The following is an 18,980-nucleotide window of genomic DNA, read 5'->3' as shown; positions in this document are numbered from 1 at the left end:
GCTTGGTGGCGGACCGCGGCGCGCGCTTCGGCGCCGCCTTGGCGTCGGCGTTCGCCGCCCCGCCTTTCGAGGATGCGGCCTTCGGACCGGGCTTCCCCGCCGCTTCGGCACGGGCCTTGGCGCGCTGCTTGGTGCCGGACTCGGTCGACTCCGCCCCTTCGGGCGTGCCGAAGAAGGGAGCGATCTGCTCGCGGACGACGCGCTTCGGCACCTCCTCGACGGCGCCCTCTTCCAACTTGCCGAGCTGGAACGGACCGTAGGCGACGCGGATCAGCCGGTTGACCTGGAGCCCCAGCGACTCCATCACCTTGCGGATCTCGCGGTTTTTGCCTTCCTTCAGGCTGACGGTCAGCCAGGCGTTGCGGCCCTGGATGCGGTCGAGCGCGGCCTCGATCGGGCCGTACTTCACGCCTTCGATGGTCGGCCCCTTCTCCAGCGCCGCCAGTTGCCTCTCGTCGACCTCGCCGAAGACGCGCACGCGGTAGCGGCGGGTCCAGCCGGTGGCCGGCAGTTCGAGGAAGCGGGCCAGCTCGCCGTCGTTGGTCAGCAGCAGCAGCCCCTCGGTCGTCAGATCGAGACGGCCGATGGAGACCACGCGCGGAAGGTCGGGCGGCAGGCGGTCGAAGACGGTCTCGCGCCCCTTCTCGTCACGGGCAGTGGTGACCAGCCCCGACGGCTTGTGATAGCGCCAAAGGCGGGCCGGCTCCGGTTCCGGAATGACCTTGCCGTCGACCTGCACGATGTCGCCGGGGCGCACCACGCAGGCGGGGCTGTCCAGCACGCGGCTGTTGACCGCGACGCGGCCCTCGGCGATCCAGCGTTCGGCGTCGCGGCGCGAGCATAGGCCGGCGCGCGCCAGTCGTTTGGCGATTCGTTCACCGCCGCCAGCACCGGAGGCGGTGGCGGAATCGGATTTCTTGGCAGTATCGGAGCGGTCCATGGCCGGACCATAGGGCCTGGACGCGCCGCCCGCAACACTGGTCCAGCGCCCAGCCACCGGAATCCGGTTGACGGGCTCGGCGGGCGGTTGGCACCCTGCCCGGCCATGCCTTCTCCCAGCTATATGGACCTCGCCTTCGCCGCCGCCGAGGCCGCCGCCGCGCGCGGCGAGGTGCCGGTCGGCGCCGTCGTCGTCGATCCCGCAACGGGTGCGGTGCTCGCCGCCGCCGGCAACCGGACGGAGGAGCTGTGCGACCCGTCCGCCCATGCCGAGTTGCTGGCGATCCGCGCCGCCTGTGCCGGGCGCGGCCAGCCCCGCCTGCCCGGCTGCGACCTGTATGTGACGCTGGAGCCCTGCGCGCTCTGCGCCGCGGCGATCAGCTTCGCCCGCATCCGGCGGGTCTATTACGGCGCCTACGACCCCAAGGGCGGCGCCGTAGACCATGGGCCGCGCTTCTTCACCCAGCCGACCTGCCACCACGCGCCGGAAGTCTACAGCGGGATCGGCGAGACCCGGGCCGGGTCGCTGCTGCGGGACTTCTTCAGAAAGCGCCGATGAGCCATCTCCAAAGGCTTGGTTCGCGTTGCGCGCACTATTGTTATCAACGCAACGGAATAGAATTTCTCAGCATTAAACACACCATTGCAAAACAACCCCACGGCAAATCTGGATGAAAGCCTCCAAGGCATAGCAGAAAGGTTATAGAGTACGTGTAGATAAGTTATGGTCTGTTAAGTGTTTGTTTAATGAATATCTGCCCATGATGCGTCGACAGCCGCCAGCCATCGGGAGTTCAAAAATGTTGTCGTTCCGCAAGCCCCAGGACAATCAGGCAGCCGAAGAGTTGGCTCTGCTGGGACGCCATGCGGGCGTCGGGTTGTGGGACGCCGTGATTCACAATGGCGATCCGATGCATGCGCAGAGCCGCTGGCACTGGTCGCCGGAATTCCGCCGCCTCGTCGGCTTCGGCCATGACGACACGGCCGGCTTCCCCGACAAGGTCGGGTCGTGGGCGGACCGGCTGCACCCGGACGATGCCAAGCCGACCTTCGACAGCTTCATGGCCTGCCTGAACGACCGCAGCGGCCGCACCGGCTATGACGTGAATTACCGGCTGAAGGTGAAGGACGGCAGCTATCGCTGGTTCCGCGCCATCGGCGGCGTCGCCCGCGACAGCAGTGGCCTTGCGCTCCGCGCCTGCGGATCGCTGATCGACATCGATGCCGAGCGCAACGAACTGGAGCGGGCCAAGCTGCTCGACCGCCATGCCGGCGTCGGGCTCTGGGATGCGGTGTTCCACAACGCCGACCCGATGCATGCGCAGAGCCGCTGGCACTGGTCGCCGGAGTTCCGCCGCCTCGCCGGTTTCGACCGTGACGACAAGGTTGGCTTCCCCGATGGCGTCAATTCCTGGGCCGACCGGTTGCACCCGGACGACGCCAAACCGACCTTCGACGGCTTCATGGCCTGCCTGAACGACCGCAGCGGCCGCACCGGCTACGACGTCGATTACCGGCTGAAGCTGAAGGACGGCACCTATCGCTGGTTCCGCGCCATCGGCGGCGTCGCCCGCGACGGCAACGGCCTGGCCCTGCGCGCCTGCGGGTCGCTGATCGACATCCACGGCCAGAAGATGGCCGAGCTGCGGCAGGCGGAACTGGACGGCGAACGCCGCAGCAGCATCGCCAACCTTGCCGAGTCCCTGGACCGGGAGGTCGGCACCGCCGCCGACCGCGCCACCGCCAACGCCCAGACGGTCGCCGCCGCGACGGAGGAGCTGTCGGCCTCGATCTCCGACATCAGCAACCGCGCCAACGAGGCGTCGGGCGCCTCGCTGAAGGCATCGGAGGAGGCGACCCGCACCAACGCCGCGGTGGAAGCCCTGGTCACCTCGGCCGAGCGAATCGGCGCCATCACCAAGCTGATCAACAGCATCGCCTCGCAGACCAACCTGCTGGCGCTGAACGCCACCATCGAAGCCGCCCGTGCCGGCGAGGCGGGCCGCGGCTTCGCCGTGGTGGCGAACGAGGTGAAGTCGCTGGCCCAGCAGAGCGGCAGCGCTGCCGACGACATCGCGGCACAGATCGCGTCGGTCCAGCAGGAGGCGCTGCACGCGGTCGACGCCATCCGCCGCATCGGCACGATCGTCACCGACGTCCAGCAGATCTCCACCACCATCGCCGCCGCCGTGTCGCAGCAGGAATCGGCGACCAAGGAGATCGCCCACAGCGTCACCCGCGTGGTCCGCGACATCGAAGTGGTGTCGCAGAACATCGCCTCCACGTCGGAACGGCTGCGTGCCTGAAGCCGGAACGCAAAAGGGGGCGCATCACTGCGCCCCCTGATCCCCTGTCCGACGGCAGAGCTTACCGCCCCACCGCCCGCCAGCCGATGTCGCGGCGGCAGAAGCCGCCCGGCCAGTCCAGCGCGTCCACCGCCTTGTAGGCAGCCGTCTGGGCTTCCGCCACCGTCGGCGCCAGCGCGGTGACGCCCAGCACCCGGCCGCCGACCGACAGCACCCGGCCGTCCTCGGCCCGCTTGGTGCCGGCATGGAACACGGTCACACCATCCACGGCACCCGCCTTGTCCAGCCCGCGGATCTCGGTGTTCTTGGTGTAATCGCCGGGATAGCCGTTGGCCGCCATCACCACGCACAGCGCGGTGCGGTCGTGCCAGCGCAGGTCGATGCTGTCCAGCACCCCGTCGGCCGCCGCCACCAGCGCCGCCAGCGCGTCGGACTTCAGCCGCATCATCAGCGTCTGGCATTCCGGGTCGCCGAAGCGGACGTTGAACTCCAGCGTTTTCGGCACCGGGCCGTCCGCCGTCTGCATGATCATCAGGCCGGCGAACAGCACGCCCTTGAACGGCTTGCCTTCCGCCGCCATTCCCTTGACCGTCGGCAGGATGATCTCGCGCATCACGCGCTCCTGCAGGTCGGCGGTCAGCACCGGGGCCGGGGAATAGGCGCCCATGCCGCCGGTGTTGGGGCCGGTGTCGCCGTCGCCGACCGCCTTGTGGTCCTGGGCCGAGGCCAGCGGCAGCGCGTTCTCGCCGTCGCACAGCGCGAAGAAGCTGACCTCCTCGCCGTCCAGGAACTCCTCGACCACCACCTCGGCACCGGCAGCGCCGAAACGGCCGCCGACCAGCGCGTCGTCGATGGCCTCGAACGCCTCCTGCTCGGTGCGGGCGACGGTAACGCCCTTGCCGGCGGCCAGACCGTCGGCCTTCACCACGATGGGGGCGCCATGCTTGCGCACATAGGCCTTGGCGGCTTCGGGATCCTTGAAGCGTTCGTAGAAGGCGGTGGGCACCCCGTATTTCGCCAGGATGTCCTTCATGAAGCCCTTGGAGCCCTCAAGCTCCGCCGCCGCCGCACTCGGCCCGAAGGCCTTGACGCCCAGCGCGGTCAGCCTGTCCACCAGACCCAGCACCAGCGGCCCTTCCGGACCGACGACGACGAAGTCGATGGCGTTTTCCTGGACGAAGCGCACCAGCGCGTCGACATCCTCCGACCCGATGGCGACCAGCGTGGCGACGTCGGCGATGCCGGCGTTGCCCGGCGCGCAATAGAGCGCATCGCACAGCGGCGAGTTGGAAATGGCCCAGCAGAGCGCGTGCTCACGACCGCCCGATCCGACGACGAGGACTTTCATGGGGGGGCGCTCCTTCCGCCTTGTTGCGATCTGCGCGCCTTGTATCATGGCGGCGCCCCAACTCAAGAGCGCCATGACGTCCGAAAACGCACCCCAAACCTCCACGCCGCTGATTGCCCCGGAACCGCGCCCCGGCTCCAACCTTCCGGAATTCACCGTCGGCGACCTCGCCCGCCGGCTGAAGCGCAGCATCGAGGAGGAGTTCGGCTTCGTCCGCGTCCGCGGCGAGATCAGCCAGCCGAAGAAGCACAGCTCCGGCCACTGCTACATGCGCCTGAAGGACGACACCGCGGTGATCGAGGCGGTGTGCTGGCGCGGCACCATGGCGAAGCTGGCCGTCCGGCCGGAGGAAGGGCTGGAGGTCATCGTCACCGGGCGGATGACGACCTACCCCGGCCGCTCGCAATATCAGCTGATCGTCGAGTCGATGGAGCTGGCCGGCGAAGGCGCGCTGCTGAAGATGCTGGAGGAGCGCAAGCGCCGGCTGGCGGCGGAGGGGCTGTTCGATCCCGCCCGCAAGAAGCGCATCCCCTTCCTGCCCGACGTGATCGGCGTCGTCACCTCCCCCACCGGGGCGGTCATCCGCGACATCCTGCACCGGCTGAACGACCGCTTCCCCCGCCATGTCCTGCTGTGGCCGGTCGCGGTGCAGGGCGAGCGTGCGGCGGCCGAGGTGACGGCGGCCATCGAGGGCTTCAACCGCATCCAGCCGGGTGGACCCCAAGGGAGCCGGGTTCCACGCCCCGACCTGATCATCGTCGCGCGCGGCGGCGGCTCGCTGGAGGACCTGATGGCCTTCAACGAGGAAAATGTCGTCCGCGCGGCCGCGTCCAGCACCATCCCGCTGATCTCCGCCGTCGGGCACGAGACCGACACCACGCTGATCGACTTCGCGTCGGACCTGCGGGCGCCCACCCCGACCGCCGCCGCCGAGATGGCGGTGCCGGTGCGCGGCGAGTTGCTGGCCCAGATCCTCGACGACGAGCGCCGGCTGCTGGCCTGCGCGTCGCGCGCGGTGGAGGACCGCCGCAACCGGGTGGAGGGGCTGGCCCGCGGCCTCGGCGATCCCCGCGCCCTGCTGGAGGGTCATGCCCAGCGGCTGGACGACCGGGCGGAACGGCTGAATCTCGCAGCGTCCGCCCTGCTGGAGCGCCGCCGCACCCGCGTCGGCGAGCTGGCGGCGAAGCTGCGCCACCCGCGCGAAAAGCTGGCCCAGGCGGAGCAGAAGCTGGCGTCGGAAAGCCGCGCCCTCGATTCAGGCCTGCGCCATGCGGTGACCACCGCCGGCGGTCGGTTCGACCGGGTTGCCGGCCGGTTGTCGCTGACCCCGGCGCGGGTGAAGCTGGCCGACGGCGAACGCCGCATCGCCGACCTGACGCCGCGCCTCGACCGCAGCTATGCCAAGGGAGTTGCCGACAAGGCGGCATCTCTGGCGTCGCTCGGCCAATTGCTGGAGAGTTACAGCTACAAGGGCGTGCTGGCCCGCGGCTTTGCCCTGGTCGAGGACCGCGACGGCCGCCCGGTCACCCGTGCCGATCAGGCGACGCCGGGTCTGGCCGTCAACATCGTCTTCGCCGACGATGCCAAGGTTGCAGCAACCGTCGATGGCGGCACTCCCAAGCCGGAGGTGAAGCCTGAGGCGCAGGCGGAACCCAAGCCGGAAAAGAAGGCGGCACCGCGCAAGCCTCGGCCGGTGCCCGTACAGGGCAGCCTGTTCTGAGACCGGTCGGCCTGGGTCGGACAGCAGCGGAGCAAGCTATCCGCCGGCCAGCTCGTCGAGCCGTTGCCGTGCGAGCCACAACGGCACGCTCCAATCCTTCGGCGCCTGCTGGCGGCAGAGGGTGACGGTCGGATACCAGGGGGTGTCCGTCCGGTCGCGCAGCCAGCGCCATTCGGCGGCATGGGGCAGCAAGGCACAGGTCGGGCGCCCCAGCGCCCCGGCCAGATGCACGGTGATGTTGTCGATGGAGACCACAAGGTCGACGGCGGCGACCGCCGCGGCCAACCCGTCCAGATCGCTCCAGGGATCGAGACCGGGCAGCCCGCCGATGTCGATGCCCTCCGCCGTCAAGGCGGCGATCTCCTGCGTCCAGTCGCCATATTGCAGCACCACGAGGCGGACGCCGGGCCGGTGGAGCGCATGCGCCAACACGCGCAACGGAATGTTGCGACTACGCCCGTGCTTGGGATTGGTGGTGTGCCAGGCGATGCCGACCGCCAGCGTGCCCGCCGGAATCGCCGCCCGAAGCCCCGAAACCCTGGCCGGATCGGCCAGCAGATAGGGAGCGGCGGAGCGCGGGACACCCCCGGCGTCCGCCAGCAGGCGCGGCAGGCTGCCCACCGGGATTTGCGCGGCAATCGGGGCGCGGTCCGGGTCGGCAGCCCCGGTCCGCGTCAGGCTTGGATCGGGGGGCCAGCCACGCGCGACCACCTCCACCTCCGGCAGCGAGCGCGCGAACAGCGGAACCAGCCGCGGTTCGCATTCCAACACACAGCTGACACCCGCCTGGACCAGCAGCGGCAGCAGGCTGGCGAACTGGATTTCGTCGCCGATCCCCTGTTCGCCCCAGATCAGCAGACGGTTCCCGCCCAGCGGCTGGCCCGTCCAGGCCGGTTGCGGGAATCGGCCGGCGGCGAGCAGCCAGGGCGGCACGGTCCAGCGATCCTCCCAGGCCGCCCACCCTTGTTCGAAACGGCCGAGCGTCAGCAGCGCCGCGGCACGAAGCAGCCGGGCATCCCCAAGTTGGGGAGCGAGCGCCAGCGCCGCCTGCGCATGGGCCAAGGCATCCTCCGGTTGGCCCGCAAGCAGCAATGCGTCGCCCAGATTGTTGTGGATGCCCGCCTCGTCCGGCTGCAGCGCCGCCGCCCGGCGTTGGCCGGCCAGTGCGGTTTCGAGATCGTCCCGCCCCTTCAGGACATTCGAACGGTTGTTCCACAGCTCCGCCGCCGACGGATCGACCGCAAGGCCGGACTCGTAGGCCCGGCATGCCTCCGTCAATCGTCCGGCCTCCATGTGCAGCCTGCCGACCCCGTTCCAGATGCCGTGATGCAGCGGATCGAGGATCAGGGCACGCCGGAGCGTCGATGCCGCCTCGCCGTCGGGAGCCTGCCCGTCCGCTTGCAGGAGATACTCCCCCAACAGCCGCAGCATCTCGGCGGCATCGGGGGCGAGCAGCAGGGCGATGCGGCGCTCTGTTGCCGCCGCCGCAAACTGCCCGTCGGCGGCCAGCGCCACCGCAAGGTTGCAGCGCAGCTCGATGGAAAGCGGATGCAGCCCGGCCGCAACACGGAGCGCCTGCGCGGCCTCGCCGGTCCGGCCCGCATTCAGGGACCGCATCGCAAAATCGTTGAGCTGGACGGCCCGGTCGGGATCGAGGACGGCGGCGCGCACCATCGATTCCAATGCCTCGCCGGACCGGCCCAGCGCCTCCAGCAGGCCGGCGAGATTGTTATGGAAATCCGGCTGCGTTCCATCCCCGGCGATCGCCTGCCGGATCAGGTCGCAGCCCTCCTCCAGCCTGCCGCTCTGCCCCAGAAGGATGCCGCGCAGATGGAGCGCCATGACATGGCCGGGAACCGCGTCCAGAATTTGGCGATAGATGGCGTCCGCCTCATCGAAGCGCCGGTCCTGGTGAAGGTCGAAGGCGATGAGCAGAGCTTCCTGGATCGTCGCCATGACCGTACCGTCCTTCCCCTATCCCCGCCCTTTTCCGCGAAACCGGTCCGCAGACCGTCACACCGCGCCGGCGAAGCTCCAGCGCAGGGTCTCGCCGCTGCGGAAGGGCAGCACGGCGTCGCCCTCGCTGACCAGGATCAGGTCGGGGGCGACCGACGGACGGCGTTCCAGCGCCACCCGCTCCTCGCTGACCGGCAGGTTGTAGAAGCGCGGGCCGTTCAGGCTGGCGAAGGCCTCCAGCCTGTCGAGCGCCCCGGCCTCGTCGAACGCCTCGGCATAGAGTTCCAGCGCGTTGGCCGCGGTGAAGCAGCCGGCGCAGCCGCAGGCGGCCTCCTTGGCGGTCACCGTATGCGGCGCGGTGTCGGTGCCCAGGAAGAACGGCCCCTCGCCGCTCGTCGCCGCCTCGACCAGAGCCACCCGGTGGGTTTCGCGCTTGGCGATCGGCAGGCAGTAGAGATGCGGGCGGATGCCGCCCTGGAAGATGTGGCTGCGGTTGATCAGCAGATGGTGTGCGGTGATGGTGGCGGCGATCCGGCCGCTGGCGGCATGGGCGCGCACGAACTGCACGGCGTCGGCCGTCGTCACATGCTCCAGCACGATGCGCAGGCTGGGGTGGCGCTCCAGCAGCGGGGCCAGGATGCTGTCGATGAACACCGCCTCGCGGTCGAAGATGTCGACCGACTGGTCGGTGACCTCGCCATGGATCAGCAACGGCATGCCGATGTCCGCCATGCGCTCCAGCACCGGGGCGATGCGGGCGATGTCGGTGACGCCGTGGGCGCTGTTGGTGGTGGCGTTGGCGGGATAGAGCTTGGCGGCGGCGAAAACCCCGTCCTTGAAGCCCTGGGCCAGATCGGCGGCGTCGGTGCCGTCGGTCAGGTAGGCGGTCATCAGCGGGGTGAAGGCGACGCCGTCCGGCAGGGCAGCCAGGATGCGCTCGCGATAGGCCACGGCGTCGGCGGCCGTCGCCACCGGCGGCTTCAGGTTCGGCATGACGATGGCGCGGCCGAACTGGCGGGCGGTGAAAGGCAGAACCGCCTTCAACATGGCGCCGTCGCGCAGGTGGACATGCCAGTCGTCGGGACGGCGGATGACAAGACGGTCGTTGGGCATGGGTCGGGTCCCGGCGCTGGTGTCGAGGGGCGGTGAGCTTGGACGACGTTCTATCGCCATCGCCGCGGCATCTCAACAGAGGCGGTCCCCAAACTGGAAACACAGGCTGGAAACGGGAGGAGAAGCCGGCAGCCCCCCGCCGGCCGGCGTTGGCGGGGGGCTGGCCGTCCTGGCCCGGACCTTACTGGCCGAAACCTTACTGGATGGTGGTCGAGGTCTTCAGGCCGAGGATGCCGTCGATCTTCGCGGCCTGCTCCGCGGTCACCGGCTTGCCGCCGATGCCGGCCAGCTGCTGCCGGGCGTCGGCAACCGCCTTGTCGCGGGCGGCGCTGTCCTTCAGCGCATGGGCGGCCAGCATCTGCTCGTGATACTTGCCGAGCTGGACGGGCAGCTGGTCGGTCGGCTTGGCGCCCAGTTCCTTGGCGACGGCGTCGGCCTGGGTCTTGGTCACTTCGGCCTTCGGGGTGGCCGCGACCTGCTCATGCTTGGTCTTGCCCGCCTCGGTCTTGCCGGCATCCGCCTTGGTGGCGTCGGCCTTCGGAGCCTCGATCTTGGTGGCTTCGGTCTTGGTGGCCTCGCTCTTGGTGACAGCCTTCTGATCGGCCTTCTGGTCGAGCTTCGGGGCCGTCGTGGTGGAGTCGGTCGTCGCGGCGGGGGCCGGCGTGGCCGGAGCGGCCGGCGCGACCGTTGCCGCACCCGCGCTCAGCACGGGGGCCGTCGCCATCAGGGCGACAAACGCAAAGGTCGAAACGGACGAGCGGATACGCGACCCAAAGACGGTGCCGGACATTTGGTTTCTCCATTTCGGTGAGCGATCCTCGTTGCGGGATCGTGCTTAGATGAACGCGGCCCCGCTGCCGTTCATTCCACGCCCTTCCAAAAAATTTTCGAGGAGCCTGAAAATTTTTCCGCCGCCTTTTTTGGCCGCAGGTGACGGGGCCGGCGAAAGGGGCTAGAAAACCCACGCTTTTCCTATCCAAGCGCGGACCTTCTCCGATGAGCCTGATCACGCCCCGCACCCCGCCCGGAACGATGGAGCTGCTGCCGCGCCAGCAGGTGGCCTTCCAGCGCATGCTGGACACCATCCGCCGCGGCTACGAGCGGTTCGGCTTCGTCCCTGTCGAAACCCCGGTGTTCGAGACGGTCGACACGCTGCTGACCAAGTCGGGCGGCGAGACGGAGAAGCAGGTCTATTTCGTCCAGTCGACCGGCGCCATCCAGCAGGGCAACAAGCCGGAACTGGCCCTGCGCTTCGACCTGACCGTGCCGCTCGCCCGCTATGTGGCGGAGCATGAGCGCGACCTCGCCTTCCCGTTCCGCCGCTACCAGATCCAGCGGGTCTACCGCGGCGAGCGGGCGCAGCGCGGGCGCTTCCGCGAATTCTACCAGTGCGACATCGACGTGATCGGCAAGGACAGCCTGTCCACCCATTACGACGCCGAGATCCCGGCGGTCATCCACCATGTCTTCACCGAGCTTAATTTCGGCGGCTTCACCATCAATGTGAACAACCGCAAGATCCTGCTCGGCCTGCTCGACGGTCTGGGCGTCGCCGACGCCGACACCCGCGTGCTGGTGCTGCGCGAGATCGACAAGCTGGACAAGATCGGCCAGGACAAGGTGCGCGCCAGCCTGCTGGGCCTCGGCGTGACCGAGCATGCCGCCGACACCATTCTGTCGCTGATCGCCATGGAAGGCACCAACGCCGAGACGCTGACGGCGCTGGGCGCGCTCGATATCGAGACCGACCTCTTCCGCGAAGGTGTGGGCGAACTGACCACCGTCATCGAGGGGTTGAAGGCCTTCCAGGTGCCGGAGGGCACGGTGCGCATCAACCTCGCCATCGCGCGCGGTCTCGATTACTACACCGGCACCGTCTACGAGACCTTCCTGAACGACCATCCCGGCATCGGCTCGGTCTGCTCCGGCGGCCGTTACGAGAATCTCGCCAGCCACTACACCAAGTCGAAGCTGCCTGGTGTGGGCATCTCCATCGGCGCGACCCGCCTGTTCTACCAGCTGATGGAGGCCGGCATCATCAAGGACGCCACCCCCACCGCCCAGGTGCTGGTGACGCAGATGGACCCGGCCCTGTCCGCCGATTATTTCCGCATGGCGAGCGAGCTGCGCGCCGCCGGCATCAACACGGAAATCCAGTTGGACGGCGGCAAGATCGCCAAGCAGATGAAGTATGCCGACCGCGCCGGCATCCCGGTCGTCCTGCTGATGGGCTCCGACGAGAAGGCCCGCGGCACCGCGACCCTGAAGCATCTGGTCAAGGGCGAGCAGGTCGAGGTCCCGCTGACGGAGCTGGCTGCCCGCGCAAAGACGCTGCTGGAAGGGTGAGAGGCACCCCTTTAAACCCCCGTTAACCATAATTCGCCTATCGTTCCGACCTACACCGGCCGGGTGGGTCGGACGACAGGGGGTGCGCATCCGAGATGGCAAAGGGGTGGATGCAGGTCGGGCGCTGGACCGGGCGGGTCGCGATTGCGGCGACGCTGTCCATCACGCTCGCCGCCGCCGGCTATGCCGGATGGCGGGAGATGGAGACCTCCCGCCTCCAGGCCCGGCTGCTCTCCGGCGTCGCCCAGTCGATGTCCGTCAGCGTGCAGGAAGGCCCCAATCCGCAGGCGCGCTTTCCCAAGCATGGGCCGTACAACGAGCGGCTCGGCTACACCGCCCTGCCCGGCCAGCTCGACGCGCTGACCCGTGACGTCTACGCAATCGAGCGGCAGGCGGTACTGTCACCGGCGCTCGACCGCTTCATGGCCGGCGGCGGCTTTCCGATCTACCGCGAGAAGACGCAGGCCGGGCTGACCCTGCTCGACCGCAACGGCGCGGTCATGTATTCGGCGCGCTATCCCGAACGGGTGTTCGACGGTTTCGACGATGTGCCGAAGCTGGTCGCCGACACGCTGCTGTTCATCGAGAATCGCGAACTTCTGGACGAGGACCAACCCCGCCGCAACCCGGCGGTGGAATGGGACCGCTTCGGCGCCGCCGTCGCCATGCTGCCGATCCAGATGATCCGGCCGGGCCAGCGCTCGCCCGGCGGCTCGACGCTCGCCACCCAGATCGAGAAATACCGCCATTCGCCCGACGGCCAGACCGTCGGCAGTGTCGAGAAGCTGCGCCAGATGACCTCGGCCAGCGTCCGCGCCTACAGCGACGGCGAGGACACAACGCTGGCCCGCCGCCGCATCCTGGTCGATTACCTGAACTCCACCCCGCTGACCGCGCGCTCGGGCTTCGGCGAGGTGAACGGGCTGGGCGACGGACTGTGGGCCTGGTTCGGCACCGACCTCACCATCGCCAAGCGCGTCCTCAGCGACTCCGCAGACGATGCGCGCGCCCTGAAGCTGAAGGCGCTGGCCTACAAGCAGGTGCTGGCCCTGTTGCTGGCCCAGCGCCGTCCCTCCCATTACCTGATCCAGGACCGCGCCGCCCTCGACCGGCTGGCCGACGCCCATCTGCGCGCCCTGGCCCAGTCCGGCGTGATCGATCCCGCCCTGCGCGACGCGGCGCTGGCCACCCCGCTGGTCTTCCGCGAGGAGGCGCCGACCAGCCCCGCCACCTCCTATGTCGAGCAGAAGGCGACCAACGCCATCCGCGCCCGGCTGCTCGGCATGCTCGGCGTCTCCAACTTCTACGCGCTCGACCGGCTCGACCTGACCGCGCAATCCACCCTGGACGCCGAAACCCAGGCCCGCGTGGTGGAGGTGCTGGGCAGGCTGAACGACCCCGACTATGCCCGCTCGCTCGGGCTGACCGGCGAGCGGCTGCTCGACGCCCGCAACAACGACCTGTCGAAGCTGGTCTATTCGATCACCCTCTACGAGCGCGGCCCAGAGGCCAATTACCTGCGCGTCCAGGCCGACAACCTCGACCAGCCGCTGGACATCAACGACGGGGCGAAGTTGGACCTCGGCTCCACCGCCAAGCTGCGCACGCTGGCGACATATCTGCAGATCGTCGCCGAACTGCACAGCCGTTACGCCCATCTGCCTAAGGAACTGCTGGGCGATGTCGAGGACGAGGCGTCGGACAATCTGACCCGCTGGGCGACCTCCTGGCTTGCCGCTGCCTCCGACCGCCGGCTGCCCGCCATGCTGGATGCGGCGATGGAGCGGCGCTATTCCGCCAGCCCTGGCGAGGTCTTCTTCACCGGCGGCGGTCAGCACAGCTTCGTCAACTTCAACAAGGACGACAACGGCCGCATCCTGACCGTGCAGGAGGCGCTGCGGAACAGCGTCAACCTGCCCTTCATCCGGCTGATGCGCGATGTCGTCCAGTTCTACATGGACGAGGGGGCGGACGATGGCGCCGACATCCTGCGCACCCCCGACCATCCCGCCCGGCAGGCCTATCTCGCCCGCTTCGCCGACCGCGAGGGTACCGACTTCCTCAACCGCTTCTACAACGACTACCGCAAGCGCACCCTGGACGAGGCACTGGCCCGGCTGGCGACCCGCTCGCGCCCGGTGCCGCACCGGCTGGCGGTGATCTTCCGCACCGTGCGGCCCAAGGCCGGGCTGGCGGAGTTCTCCGGCTTCCTGCGTGGCCGGCTGCCGGGAAAGGCGCTGTCCGACACCGAGCTGTCGGCGCTCTACTCCAAATATGGGCCGGACCGCTTCCCGCTGAACGATCTGGGCTATCTCGCCCGCGTCCATCCGCTGGAGCTGTGGCTGGTCGCTTATCTCCAGCAGCATCCCGACGCCAAGCGGGCCGAGGTTCTGGCCGCCAGCGCCGACGAGCGCCAGGAGAGCTACCGCTGGCTGTTCAAGAAGGGCATGGCCGCCCAGAACACCCGAATCCGCATCGGGCTGGAGGAGGAGGCGTTCCAGCGCATCACCGCCCAATGGCGCAGCGTCGGCTATCCGTTCGAAACGCTGGTGCCGTCGCTGGCGACCGCCATCGGCAGCTCGGCCGACCGCCCGGCGGCGCTGGCGGAGCTGATGGGGCTGATCCTGAACGACGGGGTGCGCCAGCCGACGGTGAAGATCCGCTCGCTGCATTTCGCCGCCGGCACGCCCTATGAGGCGAAGCTCGGGCTGGGGCCCTTGCAGGGCGAGCGCGTGCTGCGGCCGGAGGTCTGCGCCACCTTGCGCCGCGCCCTGATGGACGTGGCGCAGAACGGCACCGCCAAGCGCGTCTGGGGGTCCTTCAAGGATCCCACCGGCGCGCCGGTCCCGATGGGCGGCAAGACCGGCACCGGCGACCACCGGCTCGACCGCTGGGGTCCGGGCGGCGTGCTGATCGAATCGAAGGCGGTCAACCGCACCGCCACCTTCGTCTTCTACATCGGCGACCGCTTCTTCGGCACGATGACCGCCTTCGTCCATGGGCCGGAGGCCGACAACTACCGCTTCACCAGCGCCCTGCCCGCCCAGCTGTTGAAGAGCCTCGCCCCGGCGCTCCAGCCGCTGATCGACCAGGGCACCACCCGCACCGCCGACACCCGCCCGGCCCCGACGGGGCTGTGAGGTCCAAACCGTCCTGAACGGTTGCAATCCGAAAAATATCTTTCGTAAAAGTATATACAGTCCGCGGACAACAGTCTTTCGCATGCATCGCGGCGGGGCCCGCACCTTCCCGCAAGGGTTCTGCCCGTCCGGCTGACCGGAGTGCGGTCTGTGGTTCGGTTCCAGCTTACGGAGGCCCCCGCCAATGGCGCCACGGTTACCGCTGCATGCCCACCATATGTGCCTGGCCCCGGTCGAATCCCCCGATCTTTCCGCCGCGCGGAACCTTCCGGGTGGCCCCGGCACCCCGATGGACCATCGGCTCCAACTCCGCATCCTCAACCGCGATTCCCATGCCCGCCGCCATGCCCGCTCCGCACAGGCCCCTGCGCAGGACCAAGTGGCCGCAGCGCCGGCCGCAGACGAAGAGGTGCCGGTCATCGCCCGTGTCGCCTCGCCGGACGGCTGGGCCGCCCTGCCGGGCGTGAAATCCGCCAGCACCATCGGCAAGGCGGCCGACGGCTCCTGGATCGTCACCGGCCGCCTGCATGCCGATCAGGTCGAGGCGGTTCACGCCCATGCCGTGGTGCTCAGCCTGAAGGCGGCGCAGCCGACCCATTCCGCGCTGGACGCCACCATTTCCGAGATGGGGCTGGGCACCCTCGCGGTCCCGGGATTGCCCGAACCCGCGGTGCCTGGGCTGCTGCCGCCCTGGGTCCAGCATGCGCACCGGGATGGCGAAGGCGTCATCATCGGCGTGGTCGATTTCGGCTGCGACTACATGCACCGGAACTTCCGGCAGGCCGACGGGCGCACCCGACTGCTGGCGGTGTGGGACCAGTCCGGCACGCCCAACTCGCCCTTCCCCTACGGCGCGCTCTACACACCCGAGCAGATCGACGCAGCACTCGCCACCGACGATCCTTACGACGCCCTCGGCTACGCTCCGCCCAAGGACGATCCCGGCAAGCCCCAGGAGAACGGCACCCACGGCACCCATGTCATGGACATCGCCGCGGGCAACGGGCTGGGATCGAAGCAGCCGGGCGTGGCGGCCAAGGCGTCGCTGATCTTCGTCGATGCCAAGCTCCCCACCCCGGTCAACTCGCCCGACCAGCTGAACCACACGCTGGGCAGCACCGTTCAACTGCTGGAGGCGGTCAACTACATCTTCAACGCCGCCGGCAACCGCCCTTGCGTGGTCAATCTCAGCCTGGGCACCAACGGCGGCCCGCATGACGGCACCTCGCTGGTCGAACAGGGGCTGGACGCGATGGTCAACGCGGCTCCCTACCGGGCCGTGGTGATCGCCGCCGGCAATTCCCAGCAGAGCGGAACCCACACCAGCGGCACCGTCCCGGCAGGCGGCGCATGTTCCATCGGCTTGGGCATTCCCACGCTCGGCATCGCCGGCTACGAGACCACGTCCGCCGGCGGCGAGGTGGAGCTGTGGTATCCCGGCCGGCGGCGACTGTCGGTGACGCTGGTCGCCCCCGACGGCACCGAGATCGGGCCGGTCGATCCGAACGGCTCGCTGCCCTACGGCCTCCCCGGCAAACCGCCGGCGGTCTTCATCGTCAATCGGCTGGACGACCCCAACAACCACGACAATGTGATCGGCATCTGGATCGCCATGGGGGCGCCGACGGGGGAATGGAGCATCCGGCTCCAAGCGCTGGACGACGGCCCCATCGACTATCACGCCTGGATCGAGCGGTTCGACGCCGGTCAGGCGCAGTTCCTCCAGCCGGTCGCCTCTCACATGCTGGGCTCGATCTCCACCGGCCATTCGACGATCATCGTCGGGTCGCACGATGCCCACTCCACCGGCACGCCGATCTCCTTCTTCTCCAGCGCCGGCCCGACCCGCGACGGGCGGCAGAAGCCGGACCTCTCCGCCCCCGGACACCGCGTCAAGGCGGCGTGGTCGCGGACGGTGACCGGCGTGGTCGAGAAATACGGAACCAGCATGGCCGCCCCGGCGGTGACCGGACTGATCGCGCTGATCTATGCCCGGTCGATCCGCAAGGGCCTGCCGATGGACAATGCGACGCTGCGCGAGCGCCTGATCCGCATGGTCCGCCGCGATCCGCCCGACGGAGCGGACTGGGATCCGCAGCACGGTCACGGACGGGCATCCGCCGCGGCCATCCTGGAGGAACTGGACCACGACTCCGCCCGCAACCCGGACTTCGACGAGTGGCATGCCGCCCAGGGCGGGGCCAAGCCAAGGTCTGAAGCGGTGGTTTGAGGCAGCGAGCCTGCATCGCCGCGTGCTTGCCTCGATGGGGGGAGAAGCCCATCATCGCCCGGACGCGGAGGACCGACCATTCTCCGTTTCCCTCGCCCCTTCCCCATGGATGGCCGGCATGCCGATTGACCTCGCCTCGCTCAGGAAGCTGGAAAGCCCGTCTCCGTCGATGCTGGCCCAGCCGCTGGACGACGCCCAGCGTGTCGCGGTGATCGTCCGCCTGCATGCGAACGCCGCCGCCCCCGACTGCCTGTCCAGCGGCAGGCCGATAGCCCCGGGCATCGTCACCGCCGAGATCGCCGCGGCCGACCTCGCCGGGCTGGAGGCCGATCCGGCCGTGCGGTCGATCGCCCTCTCGCGCCCGCTCCAGTCTTCTTGACGATAATTTCACCCGTTCCGCCCAGCCGTGGCAGACTGGCGGCGACGGTTGGGAAGGGTGTGGGGATGGAACAGTGAACAGCCGGCGGCGCGATGTTTCAAACGTTCCATTCCGCGCGGACCTTGACGTGCTTCGCCATTTGCCGTATGCACGCCGCGCACGCGTCGGCACCCCTGGAGGCCGGCGCCCTTTTCGTTTTGGAGCATCGTCATGACCAAGATCATTCCGCTCGGCGCTGAGACGCGCGAACGGGCCGGCAAGGGGACCGCCCGCCAGACCCGCCGTGACGGCCGTATTCCGGCCGTCATCTACGGTGGTAAGCAGGCTCCTGTCACCATTTCGCTCGAGAAGTTCGAGTTCACCCGCGTCCTGCATCAGCCGGGCTTCTTCACGCATCTGTTCGACGTCACCGTCGACGGCTCTGCCCACCGCGTCCTGCCGCGCGACGTGCAGTTCCACCCGGTGACCGACGTCCCGCTGCATGTCGATTTCCTGCGCGTTTCGTCCGACACCCGCATCAACGTGCAGGTTCCGGTCGAGTTCGCCGACCAGGACAAGTCGGCCGGCCTGAAGCGCGGCGGTGTGCTGAACATCGTCCGTCACGAGCTGGAGCTGAGCTGCCCGGCCGACAGCATCCCCGAGCACATCACCATCTCGTGCGAAGGCTTCGATGTCGGCGACTCGATCCACATCTCCGCGGTCAAGCTGCCGGAGGGTGTGACCTCGACGATCACCGACCGCGATTTCACCATCGCGACCATCGTTGCGCCGTCGGGCCTGAAGTCGGAAGAGGGCGCCGCTGCCTGATCGGGAGCGTTCGACCTTAGAAGATTGGGTACGGTGGGGGGCTTCGGCCCCCCGCTTCGTTTGTGGAGCCTGGGTTCCGGATAGAGGGTGAGGGACATGCTGCTTCTGGTCGGATTGGGCAACCCCGGCAACGAGTATGCCCGCAACCGCCACAACATCGGCTTCATGGCGGTGGAGACCATCGCCCAGCGCCACCGCTTCACCCCATGGAAAAAGCGGTTCCAGGGCCAGACCGCCGAGGGCACCGTCGCCGGCGACAAGGTGCTGGCGCTGGAGCCCGCCACCTTCATGAACCTGTCCGGCCAGTCGGTGGTGGCCGCCCTCCAGTTCTACAAGCTGAAGCCCGAGAACGTCGTCGTCATCCATGACGAGCTGGACCTGCCCCCCGGCAAGATCCGGGTGAAGAAGGGCGGCGGCCATGGCGGCCACAACGGCCTGCGCTCCATCGACGCGCACATCGGCAAGGACTACTGGCGCGTCCGGCTCGGCATCGGCCACCCCGGCAACAAGGATCTGGTCAGCGGCTATGTGCTGCACGACTTCGCCAAGGCCGACCAGGGCTGGATCGACCCGCTGCTGGACGCCGTCTCCGACAACCTGCCGCTGATCGTGGACGGCCGGCCGGAGCTGTTCATGAACAAGGTGACGGTGGCGACGCAGGGCAGATAGGCCCCGCCGGCCTTGCCGGTTCAGGCC

Annotated in this window: 13 protein-coding genes and 1 pseudogene; 9 read left to right on the top strand and 5 right to left on the bottom strand. The window is 68.8% G+C overall.

The genetic code is table 11. The features are described 5' to 3' along the window. Nucleotides 1-181: 181 nt before the first annotated feature. Nucleotides 182-940, bottom strand: a pseudogene (locus TSH64_RS36275) (pseudouridine synthase); the annotation flags it as partial. A gap of 105 nt (nt 941-1,045) precedes the next feature. On the opposite strand from TSH64_RS36275, the gene TSH64_RS09845 reads away from it, so the two are divergent. Both TSH64_RS09845 and TSH64_RS09840 read left to right on the top strand, forming a co-directional pair. Next, nucleotides 1,046-1,498 (top strand): nucleoside deaminase, encoded by a 453-nt coding sequence (locus TSH64_RS09845; RefSeq protein ID WP_109096584.1) that lies wholly within the window; start codon nt 1,046-1,048, stop codon nt 1,496-1,498. A 241-nt stretch (nt 1,499-1,739) separates the two neighbouring features. After that, the gene (locus TSH64_RS09840) at nt 1,740-3,245 is read left to right on the top strand and encodes a PAS domain-containing protein (RefSeq protein ID WP_109096583.1); all 1,506 of its coding nucleotides are present in this window, start codon (nt 1,740-1,742) and stop codon (nt 3,243-3,245) included. Between the two features lie 61 nt (nt 3,246-3,306). On the opposite strand, the gene purD is transcribed toward TSH64_RS09840, so the two are convergent. Next, nucleotides 3,307-4,593, bottom strand: coding sequence for a phosphoribosylamine--glycine ligase (purD, locus tag TSH64_RS09835; protein ID WP_109096582.1), 1,287 nt, complete (start codon nt 4,591-4,593; stop codon nt 3,307-3,309). 73 nt (nt 4,594-4,666) lie between these two features. Between purD and xseA the strand changes: the two genes are divergently transcribed. Then, entirely contained in the window at nt 4,667-6,313 is a 1,647-nt protein-coding gene (gene xseA, locus TSH64_RS09830) for an exodeoxyribonuclease VII large subunit (RefSeq protein WP_199237517.1), read from the top strand. 36 nt (nt 6,314-6,349) lie between these two features. Here the strand turns inward: xseA and TSH64_RS09825 are convergent, their stop codons facing one another. The 3 genes from TSH64_RS09825 to TSH64_RS09815 form a co-directional block, all read right to left on the bottom strand. Beyond that, complete coding sequence (locus tag TSH64_RS09825; RefSeq protein ID WP_109096581.1) at nt 6,350-8,269, bottom strand: tetratricopeptide repeat protein; 1,920 nt, start codon at nt 8,267-8,269, stop codon at nt 6,350-6,352. Between the two features lie 57 nt (nt 8,270-8,326). Next, complete coding sequence (gene pyrC / locus TSH64_RS09820; RefSeq protein ID WP_109096580.1) at nt 8,327-9,382, bottom strand: dihydroorotase; 1,056 nt, start codon at nt 9,380-9,382, stop codon at nt 8,327-8,329. Nucleotides 9,383-9,578: 196 nt separating this feature from the next. After that, complete coding sequence (locus TSH64_RS09815; protein ID WP_109096579.1) at nt 9,579-10,172, bottom strand: hypothetical protein; 594 nt, start codon at nt 10,170-10,172, stop codon at nt 9,579-9,581. Between the two features lie 206 nt (nt 10,173-10,378). On the opposite strand from TSH64_RS09815, the gene hisS reads away from it, so the two are divergent. The 6 genes from hisS (at nt 10,379) to pth (ending at nt 18,953) form a co-directional block, all read left to right on the top strand. After that, on the top strand, nt 10,379-11,728 hold the full coding sequence (hisS, locus tag TSH64_RS09810; RefSeq protein WP_109096578.1) for a histidine--tRNA ligase: 1,350 nt from the start codon (nt 10,379-10,381) through the stop codon (nt 11,726-11,728). 95 nt (nt 11,729-11,823) lie between these two features. After that, entirely contained in the window at nt 11,824-14,868 is a 3,045-nt protein-coding gene (locus TSH64_RS09805) for a transglycosylase domain-containing protein (protein WP_109096577.1), read from the top strand. A 289-nt stretch (nt 14,869-15,157) separates the two neighbouring features. Further along, nucleotides 15,158-17,098 (top strand): S8 family peptidase, encoded by a 1,941-nt coding sequence (locus TSH64_RS09800; protein ID WP_158285364.1) that lies wholly within the window; start codon nt 15,158-15,160, stop codon nt 17,096-17,098. 118 nt (nt 17,099-17,216) lie between these two features. After that, on the top strand, nt 17,217-17,477 hold the full coding sequence (locus TSH64_RS09795) for a hypothetical protein (RefSeq protein ID WP_146208015.1): 261 nt from the start codon (nt 17,217-17,219) through the stop codon (nt 17,475-17,477). Between the two features lie 210 nt (nt 17,478-17,687). Further along, complete coding sequence (locus TSH64_RS09790) at nt 17,688-18,284, top strand: 50S ribosomal protein L25/general stress protein Ctc (RefSeq protein ID WP_109052151.1); 597 nt, start codon at nt 17,688-17,690, stop codon at nt 18,282-18,284. Between the two features lie 96 nt (nt 18,285-18,380). Beyond that, a complete protein-coding gene (gene pth, locus TSH64_RS09785; RefSeq protein ID WP_109096574.1) occupies nt 18,381-18,953 on the top strand; it encodes an aminoacyl-tRNA hydrolase in 573 nt (190 codons plus the stop codon). The last annotated feature ends 27 nt before the right edge of the window (nt 18,954-18,980 follow it).

The sequence above is a fragment of the Azospirillum sp. TSH64 genome (assembly GCF_003116035.1).
Lineage (GTDB): Bacteria > Pseudomonadota > Alphaproteobacteria > Azospirillales > Azospirillaceae > Azospirillum.
Note: the sequence above shows the minus strand (reverse complement) of the source record. Positions and strands in the feature narration are given on the sequence as shown.